This is a genomic window from Exiguobacterium sp. SH5S4 (assembly GCF_004337045.1).
Lineage (GTDB): Bacteria > Bacillota > Bacilli > Exiguobacteriales > Exiguobacteriaceae > Exiguobacterium > Exiguobacterium aurantiacum_A.
Window position 1 is genome coordinate 1 of sequence record NZ_SJUQ01000045.1, and the last position, 12,293, is coordinate 12,293.

Below are 12,293 nucleotides of genomic sequence, written 5' to 3' on the forward strand. Positions count from 1 at the left end.
AAATGATTTTACTCATGGTTGTTTCTCCCGTCTGAATGAATAGGTTCATTATAGCGATTCGTGCGCATACGAAAAACCCCGAATGGGTCACTTATTTCAAGTGTCCTTCATTCGGGGTTCAGTTCAATTATTGCTTTGAGAACGTTTTATTATCTAATTATCGATAGGCAAGTTCAATGACGCTTGAGGTGATTCCCATTGCGTCATCGTTTCGAAAAGTAGAATGGGAAAATGATTTCATTAATAGACGATGAAGATGACCTGATTCCACGTTATGACTACAAAATTAAAATATAAATTTGTAGTCATAACTCGAAAAAGGTATAATTAGATTGAAGGAAGGTGTCATCATGAACTCAAATACAATCATCGTGAACAATATAAAAACATGGCTACAGGGTAATCAAAAGTCGCAACAATGGTTGGCCCAAGAAATCGGGGTCAGTAAGGCATTGGTCGGTCATATGTTAAATGAGAGCCGTGTCATCCAACCACAACGTATCGTTGTGATCGCGAAGGCATTAGGTGTATCGGTCAACGAATTGACAACTGATGATTCAATGAGAGAAGAGCGCATGACGGTCGAGTTGCGCGGGACACTCTCAAATCGACGGTCCAAAATGGAGCTTGAGCGTCTGAAATTTGCGATAGAGGATTACGTCGGTCTCAAGGGTGATTTATGATGAAGCCAACTACAAAATTTGCGGAAGACACGGCAGAAGCGTTTGCAGCCGACTTTTTAGAGCAAGTTATTGATAGCCAGGTCTTCATTGGCGCTTATATCGAACAGGTATTGGCTAAACGCGCAAACCTCATCTTTCAATATGTCGAGGACGACTTGTATTATGGTGTTGCGATCAAGCATATGTCTGGAGAAGAGTTCATCGCATTGAACTCTTACCAACCGCTGCGCATGCGCTACTTTACCGCGGCCCATGAACTATGGCACTTGTCTGAAGCGAGCGAATGGCAAGTCGATGGATTCGATCACGAGCGGGCGGCTGACCGTTTCGCAGCTGCGATCATGTTGCCGAAGGGTACGACTAAAGAAGTGTGGGAGAAACTGAAGGATAGCTATGATACGAAGTCCGCCATCATCTATTTGGCAGATATGGCCCAAGTCCCATATGTCTCGGTCGTCCGACGACTCCGAGAACTCAATTATCGATTCTCTGAATTGAGTGAACAGGAAGCCGATTGGCGCGAGGAACGGAACCGTCTCGGGATTGCCCCGAGTCCATTGGATCAAGCCCAACGCTTCGAGTCATTTGTAGCCTATGAACAAGGGGTCGTCAAGGCAGTGGAAGAAGAACGGTTGACACGGTTGAACGCTGCCAACAAACTCTCCGTCTATCGACCGGATCTGGCTAAAACGTTACAGGAAGATGAAATCAGTCGTCTACAAGAGGACGTGACCTATGATTAAGGAACCGGTGTTCATCGATGCGAACATCATCATTCACGCGGCAAGTTTTCGACAAGCCGATGTCTTCGATTGGATCAACAGCCTGTATGGACAAGTCCTTATCCATGTGGAGGTGTTGAATGAACTGAAGACATTTTCGGTAAGAGATAGGGTCGACGCGTTCATCAACGACGGGAAGTGGGTGCTGTTCGATCCTGAATCGGAAACAACGATTGCGACAGATGAACTCTATGACCTCTATCTCGTTTATCTGACAGAAGTTCGCCTTGCGTTTCAACAACTGGACGAAAAGAAAATCAGAGAAGGACGGCCACTCAAACATACGAGCGACTTAGGTGAGATTCATAGTCTTGCTGCCGCGAGATTGATCAGCGCTGGATTGATATGTAGCGATGACGCAGACATTCGAGAAGTCATCACAGACGCTGAACTGTACATCGTAAACCAAGAGGAACAGGAAACACTCATTCGTCAGCATACCCTCCTAGACTTCTGTATACATTTGAAGCGATATGAGGTCGTGAAGAGGAGTCAGATTCGAAAGTTTTTCAAGACGATTCGTCCCCATGATTTAAATGTGCTTGATCAGCACATGGATGATACATAAACATACGATGTTTTATCATCAAGACCGAAAAGTACCCAATCTGCGTCGAAGTATGACGAGTCTTGGGTACTTTTTTCATATTAGTTACTATCCGATAGCTTGTTTCGCTCACGTAGGACCGCGAGCTCGATCTGTTCCTGTAACCGGTTCTCGAACGCCTCTTTTTCACGACGGAGGAGCTGCACTTCCAAGTGAAGTTTTTGATTCTCCTCTTCAAGTTGGTCGCTTCGTCTCGTCCGTGCCTTCAACTCGTCAAGCGAGTCCATCAGATTTTTGTTTTGACGATTGAGCTGGCTGCGCTCTTGCTCGAGCTTCTTAACTTCTTCCTCTAAGTTAAAGACTAACTTCTTCTGTGTTTTTAGTTCTTCTTTGAAAGAGGCACGTTCGGTCTCGAGGACGTTTTGAGCATTCTGTTTCTCGGCAAACAGAAGTTCGACCTGATGTTGAAGGGGAAGTAATTCCTGATTGTGGGCCGCGACTTGACGTTCATAGTCCTCTTTAAGCTGTTCCGATTCTATGATGATGCTTTGTTCAAGCTCATGAACTGTCTTTTGATAACGGGAATGGATTCGTTCGTGTTCCTTTGTTTGTAGCTCAAGACGCGTCGCACGTTCATTGAAAAGCGCCTTCACTTGATTCAAGGCCGCTTCGAGAGCATTATTCTCCTCACCAATCAACGGATCTGGCGCTTGCTTATCGGCTAAGGTGATCAGCTCTTCAAATAATTGATTCGTCGACAGCTGCCGCTGTTCCGACAACCGCTGGATATGTTCTTTCACCTCTTGTGAGACTCGAAAAGAGGTCACTTTAGTTTCATTGGACTGCACAGCATTCACCACTTTACCATTTAATAGATTTCTCATTTAAACGCATATAAATCGCGCTCATCTCACTTCCATTTTCGCGTATTTGGTACGCAAACACAAGATGAGGTGTTGCTAACAAGCCAATTCCGTTTCGACGTCGAAATGTATACACTCTCTTTTTATATTCTTCAGTTAGAGTCAAATCGATTGTCAAGAAACAACACTGTTCTTGTAAACTTTGTATACATGGTGAAGGATTCCCATCATTTTTATAACGTTGATTACATGACAGATGTTTTGTATACAAAAAAGTACGTATGGATCAGGATGCGTATTTGGTGAGTCTAAGCGTTATAGGATTGAGGTTATGAAGGTTTCGACGTTCTCATCAAGGACCCTTCCAACAATCGGGACTCTTCCAAGAGTTCTTTTAGTGTATCGCTGTAGGGGTTCAATGAGATTTGGTTATGTCCGATGCTTCCAAAACTGAACGAACGCTGCATCAACACGCCGAGGAATGTTAGCTTGTCCGTACTCGTATAAAACGAAACGAATTCCAGATCAGCATTTAACCGCGACAAGAGCGCCGTCTCACGTTCTCGAGGAGGCAGTTCCTCAAAGGCTAAATCACCTATCGATCGATAATAGGCGTCACAAGACCGTGTCTAGGTCTTGTGACTTTTTGTGTTTTGAAGCAATAAAGTTTTCAATTCCTATGCTTTAGTAAGCCACTTAATAGTTTCACTTGAAAAACTTGAAATGCGACTAATAGAGTGATGAGTTGTAAAAAAACTACCATAAATTTCGAGCGTGTAAACATGCTTTCACGACGAATAACCCATTTTGAGTTCTGATTGATAGGGTCGACATATAATTGATTCGCACTTGAGATAATTAGTCTATTTTTGAGACTCGTTATATATATTAATTAAAAAGGTTATGTTAGCCCCAGCTAGATTGAGAGCGTATTGGGTCAGATAATCCGGAGTATTGACAATCGTCGCGCCCTGACCATGTCCTGTGTTATTGTTTCTGACTGTCGGCAATCCATCCAGCGTCGCCCGAAGTGAGGTAAGCTGGGTTTGATAATAGCTTGGAAGGAACTGATTGTCGAAGAGTGCCTGAATGAGTGCGGCGGCCGTCCCTTTTCCTGTCGGCCATCCATTGGCTTGGCAAATGGTTTTCATCGTGCTCTCGAACGCTTTGGCGGCGGAAGTGATGGCGGCTTTATTGTCACCGTCACGGTATTGTCCATGCGCCTCTAAATACTCATCTAAAGGTCCTGCGAATTGAGCGTTATGCATGAGCAGGAGTGCTGGCTTAATTGCCTCAATATGGAGTAGGGTAGAGTCAATTTTGATGAATTGGTCCTCTACAAATTCTAGTCCGACTCCGTTCTCCCTGAATCTCATATTTAGGGTCTCAATTGTTTCGTGTCCAGATAAACGGTAATCAACAGCGAATTTAAAGAGTAGCTCGATCATATCGATTACCCAGTCACCTTCACTACAATTTATTAAAAATTTTAAACAAGATTGAATAGAATTACTGGGATCACTTCCGTAACCGGGAGCATCGGAAAAATCAAGAAGGCCATGTTCAGCACAAATGTGTTGTCGAACGTCCGAGAATAGCTCACGTTGGTTCAAAAGGTACAATGCGTTGGAAGATGTTGTATAACCATGCCCTGAATTAATCTGATAAACCTCCACCAATAAATGATAGATTTGCTTTCGAAGACGGTCGGGTAGAGTATTGTCATAAGGAAATATCTCAATTTCTTTTTGGTTGTTTCGCTTTGAAAAGAGCATGCCTGTTCCTCCATTATTTATTTTTCATAGTTCATAGTGAGTTTTCTAGTATATAGAAGGATGCTCTAATAATTTCTGAAGGTGATTACAAAATGGCGAAAGCAATCGTTACATTCTCTGTTTCCAGTATACGACAATAGACTCAGATAAAAAAAGAGCCCCAAAATATTTAAACGGGAATGATTTATGCTTGTTATAATTTCAAGTTATCGGCATTTTGCAAATTTTGGCCAACACATTACTTTTAACTCTTAATTCCACTGTTTTAACTGATACATCTATAAAAGCAACAAAAGATTTTACGTCAGCAAACGAAGGGCGTTAGTCCATCGACCGCTCCACGTGGATGATTGCCTCGAATGGCACCTCAATGACACCGTCACGCTGATTGGCCAGCTCGACGGTCCGCTCCAGGTAGTTCGTCCGGTGCACGAACCCCTTGAATCGTCTCATCTCCCGCTCCTCCACGTATTTCACTTCCACCACGTCCCCACTGAAGATCGCGTCATTCAATACGTTCTCATAAATTGATAAGACCTGTTCGTCGATGTCGGGCATCTCGATCTTCTGAATCTTCTTGTAGTATTTCGTCAGCAGCGCCTTATGTTCGGGCATGAGGAACGGGATCCATTTCAGTTCCCCGCGGTCTCGATACATTGTCATCAAAATTACCCCTCTCAATAAAGCGAACGTTTGTTCTTATTTAATACCCGATTTATCTGTTTTGAACAGTCTTTTTCATGATTGGTGATCCGTGCGTCCTGTTTCCGTACTCTAGCTCGCTGGTCGTCGGTGCAAGGGACGTCAAAAAAATGACGCGCCCTCCGGCCCGTCTTCCTTCGCTTTAGGCTCAAAGCGAGGCTTTTCGCTCGTTGGCTCCGGAAGCCTGGACCTCCGTTTGCTCTTCGCACTTTTTTGAGGCTCTCCCTCTGGTCGCCCCTGCACCGTCTCCCGACGCTCGCAACGAATCCGTCAACAGGACGCACAACGGTGTTCGTTCTGAGGAATGCTTATCCGAAAGGGGACAAACAGTCATGGAACTCACATCCATCATCGAGGTCGTTCGTATCAAACAGGAGATTCGCGAGGAGATGGTCGCCCTCGAGCACGCCACACTTCGCTCACCGGCGTGTGCCCGAGCCATCGCGGCACCGTTTATCGGGGAGGACGACCGTGAGGTGTTCCTCGTCATCATGCTCAACACGAAAAACAATGTCATCGGCGTCCACCGGGCCCATGTCGGGAGCGTCAACTCAAGCATCGTCCACCCACGGGAGGTGTTCAAATGCGCCATCTTGAACAACGCCTCATTCCTCCTCGTCTGTCATCAGCACCCGAGCGGGGACCCGACCCCGAGCCGGGAAGACATCGAGGTGACGGAACGGTTGTACGAGGCCGGACAGCTCATCGGTATCCCCGTGCTCGACCACGTGATTCTCGGGTCGGACGAGTCGTATGTCAGTCTGAAACAACGGGGCTACGTGGGATAAGGAGAAAAGGGATGGACCGGGACCGGGGGGACCGGTCCCGGTCCGTCCGGGAAGGGCAAGGACGAAAAACGTACGTTTTTCTTTGACGGGACGGGCGACTCGCGTTGCTCTCGCCTGGATCCGTAGAGCGAGATCCGGAAAAAGGGTCGTTTTCTTATGACGAAAACGGTGGTACGGGATGCAAGCATCAAAAAAAGAACCTGTCGTCTTCTATACGCAGGTTCTCAATCTTGCTCTTAGTTGTATTGTTCTTATTTGATTTCAATCGTCTGTTCGCCCAAGTCGTCACCGCCGATGCCTTGCGTGGCTACCAAGGTGACCGGTGTCTCCAAGTCGTCGAGCTCGTAGGCGACGGCGTTCGAGACGGTGCCGTCCTGTTTGATGGTCTCGAGCTGACTGTCGAGGAACTGCTCGTCCGGCAGCATCCCGACCTCGAGGGTGTTGATTGCGTTCGGGTCATTGTCCTGGATCGCTTCGAAGACGACCATCCAGGCGCTCATCGGGGTGATGTCTTTCCCGGTCAGGTTCGTCGTGTCATACCAGATGGCGAGGACCGCTTTGTCGCCATACTCGTTCCCCGGCTCTCCGGGTGGGATCACTTTGGTCTCGGTGATCTGAATCTTGAGATCAATCAATTTCGCTTCCCCGTCCTTGAAATAGACGTCGCTTTCCGCCGGTGCGTCTTCTGTCTCTTGTGTTTCCGTCGTCTCTGTCACGGTCTCTGACCCGCTCGTCGTGTCCTCAGTGGTCGAAACCGTCTCCTCTGTCGCACCACACCCGGTGGCGAGTAGTAACAGCAGCGGGATGCCCCATAATCCGATCGTTTTTGCCATGTCATATCCTCCCTTGATTTTAAACGTGTCTGTCATTAATCCTGTCTGGGTTCTACGAGACACCAGACAAGAAACTGTAAATGATTTACCAGTTGATTCATTGTAGCACGTATGACCGGTCTGTCCATGACAAATAATCTTTCAGGTATTTTGGGCGGGAGATGTGTATCTTAGAGGAGAATCGGTGGGAGTCTTACACGTCAGAGGGTACATTTCGCATCCCGTGCGTCGCCTGTCAGAAAGCCAAGTCGGGCTCATGCGTGAGCGTCTAACGCCAGTGGCGAAGTCGCTCATCGCACCGCTGCCCCCCTGACGGCCCGATAACAAGAGTTGCTGGCTCAACGCCGCATCTCTATGTTCCTGGTCCTTTCTGACGGGAGGCACGGGGCGTCAGGGCAAATTCAAAAGCGAGACCGTGGGCGTGTCTAACGTCACGCAAGGTACGTTTTTGTAGGACAAAAACGAGGTAGTCCGTGTGGGGATACTGTAGCATGGGTCGTTGCATCACGAAGGATGATCGAGGAATCGACAAAAAGTAAAAAGAGCGTTTGTTTATTGAACATGATCGTGTCTTCGAAACAAGCCTAGGGCTTGTTTCAAACAACACCAGGGCTTACGTGAATTAGCCTGAGATATTACTTGATTGGATGCGAGGTATCATTAGGCAATCAAATGGAGAGGATGATTCAAATGGATAGTTTTCAACTTGATCAACAGACGATGGACGAGATGATGGAGGAGGTGGTGCTTCGACGACTCCCTGAACGACACAAGGGACGATACGAAGAATTCAAACTCGTGAGCATGGATATTCTTTGTGATGTGAGAGAAGGAGAACGTTTGACCGATCTTACCGTCTTCTTTAGTGCCAATACGCTTCGCCATAATCGACGTGCGTAACGTGTAAAAAGAAAGCGGATCATCTATGTAGATTTGTATCGGGACTGATGGGACATCCCGGATGGATGCGTGTCGGCGACAGGGAACATGGCGCCGAGAAGGTCGCCATGTTCGAGGATTGGGACGTATTCAAGGACAGGGCATGGGAGAAGAAATGATGACTAGGGCTCATTTGTGAGCGTATCATGACACGCGCGAAAACCTTTCGGCTGAATGGTGTTTTTATAGAGATGGTATGATTAAACAAACGAAGTTGTATTTTTGTCTCTAAGTAAATTTATGAAAGGAAGTGTAAGTATATTCTTATAAAAACAGTTATTTCATCTTTATATATACTTTTCCTTATCTATCCTTGAATCTTTCTTGCAGTGCAATTTGTTCTTCTAAACTTTGCTGTAATTCTTCAGTTGTTAAATGTCTTGTTCGGTAGACCCTATTGTTTTTGCTGATTCTATTGATGGCTCCTTTAAACTGATCACGGACACTCTCTAAGTTATACATCACTTCATCTTTGTTAATAACATCTTCATAGTCCTTATCTTTAAACAGTGGAACTGTTTCTCCACATACTTCAAAATCATACTGATCAAACTTAATGGCATTTTGCATACCAAAGGTTAGTAAAGAAACCCCGTAGGCACCCTGGATAAAGTCGAGTGAAGGACCATAAGAATTATCAGCTTGTATAGCTTTTGCTGCATATCCACCCATTTCATGTCGGTCAACAGAAAAACAGTAAGTAAAAAGACCATGCCCTAACGAAGACTCTTCTAGAGCAGTTTCGTCATACATACAAGCCGCAGCAAGGTAACTTGGTACTAACTTACTTTTCTCTTCGAGTGATTCATAAAGAAAATCAATTAAAAAACGACCGGAATAACACGAGTCTAAAAGTAGGTTATAACGTAAATTCCCAGACCATGAAACTAAAGATAACAATTCATACAAATCTCTATAAGTAATCACTCCATCTTTTAAGACGAGCGAACCATTCCTATCTTCTCCATGGCCGGCAAAAGCGATTGTTATACCTCCACCATCCCAATCATCTTCCTTAGTATATTTTGCAAACCATGAACCAATTTCAAAGATTGCATTTCTAACCTCAATCATTGTGGGATTGTCCAACCTCTTATGCCACTTCTCTTTTCCCGAAGCGTACCAATTTCGAGTCCAATACTCCTCAAAAAAATTAACGTCAGCTGTTGTAAAATCTAATTTAGAAAATGCTCTCTGTCTAATACCAGTAATATGCCTTTCGATTCCTTCTGAGTAAAGAGGACCTTCCGCTGCTATTGATAAGTATGCTTGATAATATCTTATTTTCCCCATTTCCTTATCCCCCCATAAAAAATTCTATATTTTATTTCATAGAAACATTACATCGATTTCGTATTCCCTAATTATTAACGTAACTTTCCGAAATGTTTTTATTAAAGATTGTCGATTATATGACAATCATAATTATATGATAAACATCGACTATGACCAGAATCCGTAAGTATCGTACTTGAGAAACACCTATAACATTTTCTAAGCTATTTGGTCCGTGTATTACGAAAGTATTAGACAACTTATTTTTTCTAAAATCTTTTTTCATTATAGTACTGAATGAATTCGTATACTTTTTTTATGCCTTGAAGATTGATTTGCGAACCATCTCGTTTTCGTATTACGAAAACGAGATGACGGAGGTATTGCTTCGACGCCTTCCTGACCGGCTTCAAGAAGATTTTGACGACTTGAAACTTGTGAGCATGGATTTTCTTTGTGATGTGAAGGAAGGGGAACGCTTGACCCACCTCACCGTCTTTTTCAATACCAATATGATTCGACGGAATCGTCGTACATAAGAAAAAGGAACGATTGTATACATGTATATGTGTATACAATTTTTAAAAGTCTTCATTTCTGTAGGTTCATGAACAAGGACTGAACTGGCTCTGGACGGGGAATCGTTCTATAGAAAACCGGAAGGGGTGAGACTTGATGGACGAGGGGCTGCTTGATGACTATGCGTTCGAAGGATTGGATCCGTTCGTCCGAACCGTGTTCTCGGAATTGATGGAACATACCGAGTGGATGCGTGTCGTCGACAAGGAGCGTTGCGTCGAGAAGGTCGTCCGGTTCGACGAAGGACGGAACTCGCCTTATTTCCGGGTGTTGATCTATTTGGACGCAGAAGAGCGTCCGATCAAGAAAGTATATCTGTACGGGACATGGGTGGTGGCAGATGGGGATGTCAGCTTCGTCGTCTCGGAGCTATCAAAGGGTGTATTCGAATATGAAGTGATGCACGTCCATTGGCTCATCAAGTACCGGTTCGAGGATTGGGGCGTGTCTGAGGACGGTGCATGGGAGAAGGAATGGTGATACGGGCTCATGCGTAAGAACAACGTCATGACCAAGAGCGTGGGCGCGTCTGGTGACACGCGACGAAAACCCGCGAGCGGTCGCGGGTTCAGGTCAATGCTGTCGATTATGGCGCCATTCCTGATAGAGCTGGTCTGGGATGTTCATCTGTCTTAACAGCAACGTCTTATGTCGGGGGAATCGCATCAGATAATCGTCGATCTCTGATGTGACGGCGTGAAGAAATCCATCTTGGATGCCCCGGTCTCTCAAGTAAGACAACGCGATAATGAAACTCAAGACATCACTTTGGCCACGGTCATGTTTTTGATAGGCGGAGTGTGTCACACCAAAGCGGGTATGGGTCGGAGAGTAGCTCAGGCGCTTTCGCACACGGTGATTGTACACACGTCCTCCGTGGGCCGCCCAATTTCGGAAGGCGACGAGGATATCGAATGTCTCGGCGAAAGCTTGTTTGGTCTGGTCGGTGATCAACTCTGGATTCATGCCCGTCGCCCGTGCGATGACTTTTGTCTTTGATTCCGGCAACATCAGTTTGAACAGGTATTGAAGGTTCCCGAAGCTCAGTCCCTTCACCAGAATCCAAGGCGGCATGTCATGATAGGTCTCCCGATAATAGGTCATCGGTTGATGGGTCGAGTAATAGACCTCTGAGAAGATCTGCAACAATAGTTCCCGCTCAAATTTCCCTTTGGCGCGCCCACGAGTCATTTTTTTCCCCTGTCGGAAGTTCCTGTTATGTTGATAGTCCTTGATGGAATGGCCGTGATTCTCGGCAAGCACATAGGCTATGACTGAACGTAACAGGTTCTCCGCGGAAAGGGTCGCCGACAGCATCGCGAAACGGATGGTTTTATCGAGTTCATAGAGGTAATAGATTTCCGAGAATGTTGTCCCGGATTCGAATTGCTCTTCTTCACCGTCTATGTTGACGAACAGGTCCTTGTAGCCATTGATGATTTCGTAGTAACTCGTTCGAATCAAGGCCTCTTCTGCGAACATCGGATCATCAATCACCAGTCCGCGCTCGTGTAGCAATTTCAGTTGATCGGTCGTTGACTTGAAGACCTTCTCCGGTTTTGACATGTCTGTGCTCCTTCATAAGCAGTATATGATCAGTATAAAATAAACGGCCCCTTACCGAAAGGTAAGGGGCCGTTGTTGGCTGGTCAGTCCAGCCTGCTCATTGATTACTTATACTATATTCGACCGGTAACAACATGTCAATGACAAAGCTAAATATAATAGCACAGGTTCAGCAAACAAGTAAAGAACTTTTTAACTAAATATAGATGTAAAGGATGGATTATCGTGTAGATAAGACTATATGTAGTATCTATGTGGCAAGTGAAAAAATGATGTTTGTGTTCAATCGTCACATCATTATGTAGTCAAACTCTATGGGTAACACTTCATGACGGGGAAGATAAAATAGATTTACGTCAGGTAACGTTGAACTACCAAAAACATGTTCCAGTAAATGTCTCGACAACGCACCAATTGAATCGTTCTTCGGTCATTTGAAGGACTATGTCACCAACCGCTCGTGCAAATCGCTCGAGGAGGTCCGAGAAATGGTCGGCGACTACATAAGCTATTACAACTGCGAATGCGGTCAATGGAACCTAAAAAAGATGACCCCGGAACAATATCGGGGCCATCTGATCGCCGCATAGAACACGTGGGCTTTTTATTAAACTGTCCATTTTACGGGGCTCAGTTCACTGTCACATGGGAAGGGATTATGAAGGGTGGTCGGAACTTTGGCATCGCCCGGTAAATTGTTTGTCACTCTTTGGTAAATAAGATTGCAAGACTGGTACATTTCAATGGACGTAATCATATTGCATTGAGATAGGGTGTACATGACTTTTTTCCATGACAAATAAACTGATACATTTTATCACTACGGTTCACGTCTGTGTAGTGCAAAATAGGAGTGCAGAAGTGTGCAACGGAAACGTACACAACTCTGCACTCCTATTTTAGAAAAGAAAAAGGACTTGCCAGCAACCACAATCTCACCCTAACGTTTAAGTTGCGACAC

The 12,293-nt window shown here is 45.2% G+C and carries 13 protein-coding genes and 1 pseudogene; 8 read left to right on the top strand and 6 right to left on the bottom strand.

Translation table 11 applies throughout. The annotated features are described in order from the left end of the window. Positions 1-350 precede the first annotated feature (350 nt). Genes EVJ32_RS15615 through EVJ32_RS15625 form a run of 3 tightly spaced genes read left to right on the top strand, consistent with a single transcriptional unit; the run spans position 351 to position 2,033 of the window. The gene (locus EVJ32_RS15615) at positions 351-683 is read left to right on the top strand and encodes a helix-turn-helix domain-containing protein (protein WP_131459087.1); all 333 of its coding nucleotides are present in this window, start codon (positions 351-353) and stop codon (positions 681-683) included. Further along, positions 683-1,426, top strand: a complete 744-nt coding sequence (locus tag EVJ32_RS15620; protein WP_236636111.1) for an ImmA/IrrE family metallo-endopeptidase — start codon at positions 683-685, stop codon at positions 1,424-1,426. Before EVJ32_RS15615 ends, EVJ32_RS15620 begins: the two co-directional genes overlap by 1 nt. Next, positions 1,419-2,033, top strand: coding sequence for a PIN domain-containing protein (locus EVJ32_RS15625; RefSeq protein WP_131459089.1), 615 nt, complete (start codon positions 1,419-1,421; stop codon positions 2,031-2,033). Before EVJ32_RS15620 ends, EVJ32_RS15625 begins: the two co-directional genes overlap by 8 nt. An 80-nt stretch (positions 2,034-2,113) precedes the next feature. On the opposite strand, the gene EVJ32_RS15630 is transcribed toward EVJ32_RS15625, so the two are convergent. From EVJ32_RS15630 to EVJ32_RS15640, 3 genes are all read right to left on the bottom strand, one after another. Continuing rightward, positions 2,114-2,812, bottom strand: coding sequence for a coiled-coil domain-containing protein (locus EVJ32_RS15630; RefSeq protein ID WP_131459090.1), 699 nt, complete (start codon positions 2,810-2,812; stop codon positions 2,114-2,116). Positions 2,813-3,738: 926 nt separating this feature from the next. Further along, a complete protein-coding gene (locus tag EVJ32_RS15635; RefSeq protein WP_131459091.1) occupies positions 3,739-4,650 on the bottom strand; it encodes an STM4504/CBY_0614 family protein in 912 nt (303 codons plus the stop codon). 321 nt (positions 4,651-4,971) lie between these two features. Next, positions 4,972-5,313: a YolD-like family protein gene (locus EVJ32_RS15640; RefSeq protein ID WP_236636107.1), complete on the bottom strand. Its 342-nt coding sequence runs from the start codon at positions 5,311-5,313 to the stop codon at positions 4,972-4,974. A gap of 209 nt (positions 5,314-5,522) precedes the next feature. On the opposite strand from EVJ32_RS15640, the gene EVJ32_RS15645 reads away from it, so the two are divergent. Beyond that, positions 5,523-6,140 carry a JAB domain-containing protein gene (locus tag EVJ32_RS15645; protein WP_255417734.1) on the top strand — a complete coding sequence of 206 codons (618 nt, stop codon included), beginning with the start codon at positions 5,523-5,525 and terminating at the stop codon, positions 6,138-6,140. 251 nt (positions 6,141-6,391) lie between these two features. On the opposite strand, the gene EVJ32_RS15650 is transcribed toward EVJ32_RS15645, so the two are convergent. Beyond that, positions 6,392-6,973 carry a DUF5067 domain-containing protein gene (locus EVJ32_RS15650; RefSeq protein WP_131459093.1) on the bottom strand — a complete coding sequence of 194 codons (582 nt, stop codon included), beginning with the start codon at positions 6,971-6,973 and terminating at the stop codon, positions 6,392-6,394. 184 nt (positions 6,974-7,157) lie between these two features. Here EVJ32_RS15650 and EVJ32_RS16465 point away from each other — a divergent pair, with 184 nt between their 5' ends. Together EVJ32_RS16465 and EVJ32_RS15655 are read left to right on the top strand one after the other, a co-directional pair. After that, complete coding sequence (locus tag EVJ32_RS16465) at positions 7,158-7,286, top strand: hypothetical protein (RefSeq protein WP_255569916.1); 129 nt, start codon at positions 7,158-7,160, stop codon at positions 7,284-7,286. Positions 7,287-7,663: 377 nt separating this feature from the next. Further along, positions 7,664-7,873 (top strand): hypothetical protein, encoded by a 210-nt coding sequence (locus EVJ32_RS15655; RefSeq protein WP_131459094.1) that lies wholly within the window; start codon positions 7,664-7,666, stop codon positions 7,871-7,873. Between the two features lie 342 nt (positions 7,874-8,215). Here the strand turns inward: EVJ32_RS15655 and EVJ32_RS15660 are convergent, their stop codons facing one another. Then, positions 8,216-9,205: a hypothetical protein gene (locus EVJ32_RS15660; protein ID WP_131459095.1), complete on the bottom strand. Its 990-nt coding sequence runs from the start codon at positions 9,203-9,205 to the stop codon at positions 8,216-8,218. 657 nt (positions 9,206-9,862) lie between these two features. On the opposite strand from EVJ32_RS15660, the gene EVJ32_RS15665 reads away from it, so the two are divergent. After that, complete coding sequence (locus EVJ32_RS15665) at positions 9,863-10,246, top strand: hypothetical protein (RefSeq protein ID WP_131459096.1); 384 nt, start codon at positions 9,863-9,865, stop codon at positions 10,244-10,246. A 93-nt stretch (positions 10,247-10,339) separates the two neighbouring features. Here EVJ32_RS15665 and EVJ32_RS15670 read toward each other — a convergent pair whose 3' ends face one another. Then, positions 10,340-11,332 carry an Abi family protein gene (locus EVJ32_RS15670; protein WP_131459097.1) on the bottom strand — a complete coding sequence of 331 codons (993 nt, stop codon included), beginning with the start codon at positions 11,330-11,332 and terminating at the stop codon, positions 10,340-10,342. A gap of 401 nt (positions 11,333-11,733) precedes the next feature. On the opposite strand from EVJ32_RS15670, the pseudogene EVJ32_RS16560 reads away from it, so the two are divergent. Beyond that, a pseudogene (locus EVJ32_RS16560) lies at positions 11,734-11,922 on the top strand (IS3 family transposase); the annotation flags it as partial. Between the last annotated feature and the right edge of the window lie 371 nt (positions 11,923-12,293).

What these genes read in the sequence shown, in the direction of transcription:
- EVJ32_RS15655 (WP_131459094.1), top strand. Translation starts at nt 7,664, where the DNA reads ATGGATAGTTTTCAACTTGATCAACAGACGATGGACGAGATGATGGAG.
- EVJ32_RS15650 (WP_131459093.1), bottom strand. Translation starts at nt 6,973, where the DNA reads ATGGCAAAAACGATCGGATTATGGGGCATCCCGCTGCTGTTACTACTC.
- EVJ32_RS15625 (WP_131459089.1), top strand. Translation starts at nt 1,419, where the DNA reads ATGATTAAGGAACCGGTGTTCATCGATGCGAACATCATCATTCACGCG.
- EVJ32_RS15640 (WP_236636107.1), bottom strand. Translation starts at nt 5,313, where the DNA reads ATGACAATGTATCGAGACCGCGGGGAACTGAAATGGATCCCGTTCCTC.
- EVJ32_RS15670 (WP_131459097.1), bottom strand. Translation starts at nt 11,332, where the DNA reads ATGTCAAAACCGGAGAAGGTCTTCAAGTCAACGACCGATCAACTGAAA.
- EVJ32_RS15620 (WP_236636111.1), top strand. Translation starts at nt 683, where the DNA reads ATGAAGCCAACTACAAAATTTGCGGAAGACACGGCAGAAGCGTTTGCA.
- EVJ32_RS15665 (WP_131459096.1), top strand. Translation starts at nt 9,863, where the DNA reads ATGGACGAGGGGCTGCTTGATGACTATGCGTTCGAAGGATTGGATCCG.
- EVJ32_RS15615 (WP_131459087.1), top strand. Translation starts at nt 351, where the DNA reads ATGAACTCAAATACAATCATCGTGAACAATATAAAAACATGGCTACAG.
- EVJ32_RS15635 (WP_131459091.1), bottom strand. Translation starts at nt 4,650, where the DNA reads ATGCTCTTTTCAAAGCGAAACAACCAAAAAGAAATTGAGATATTTCCT.
- EVJ32_RS15660 (WP_131459095.1), bottom strand. Translation starts at nt 9,205, where the DNA reads ATGGGGAAAATAAGATATTATCAAGCATACTTATCAATAGCAGCGGAA.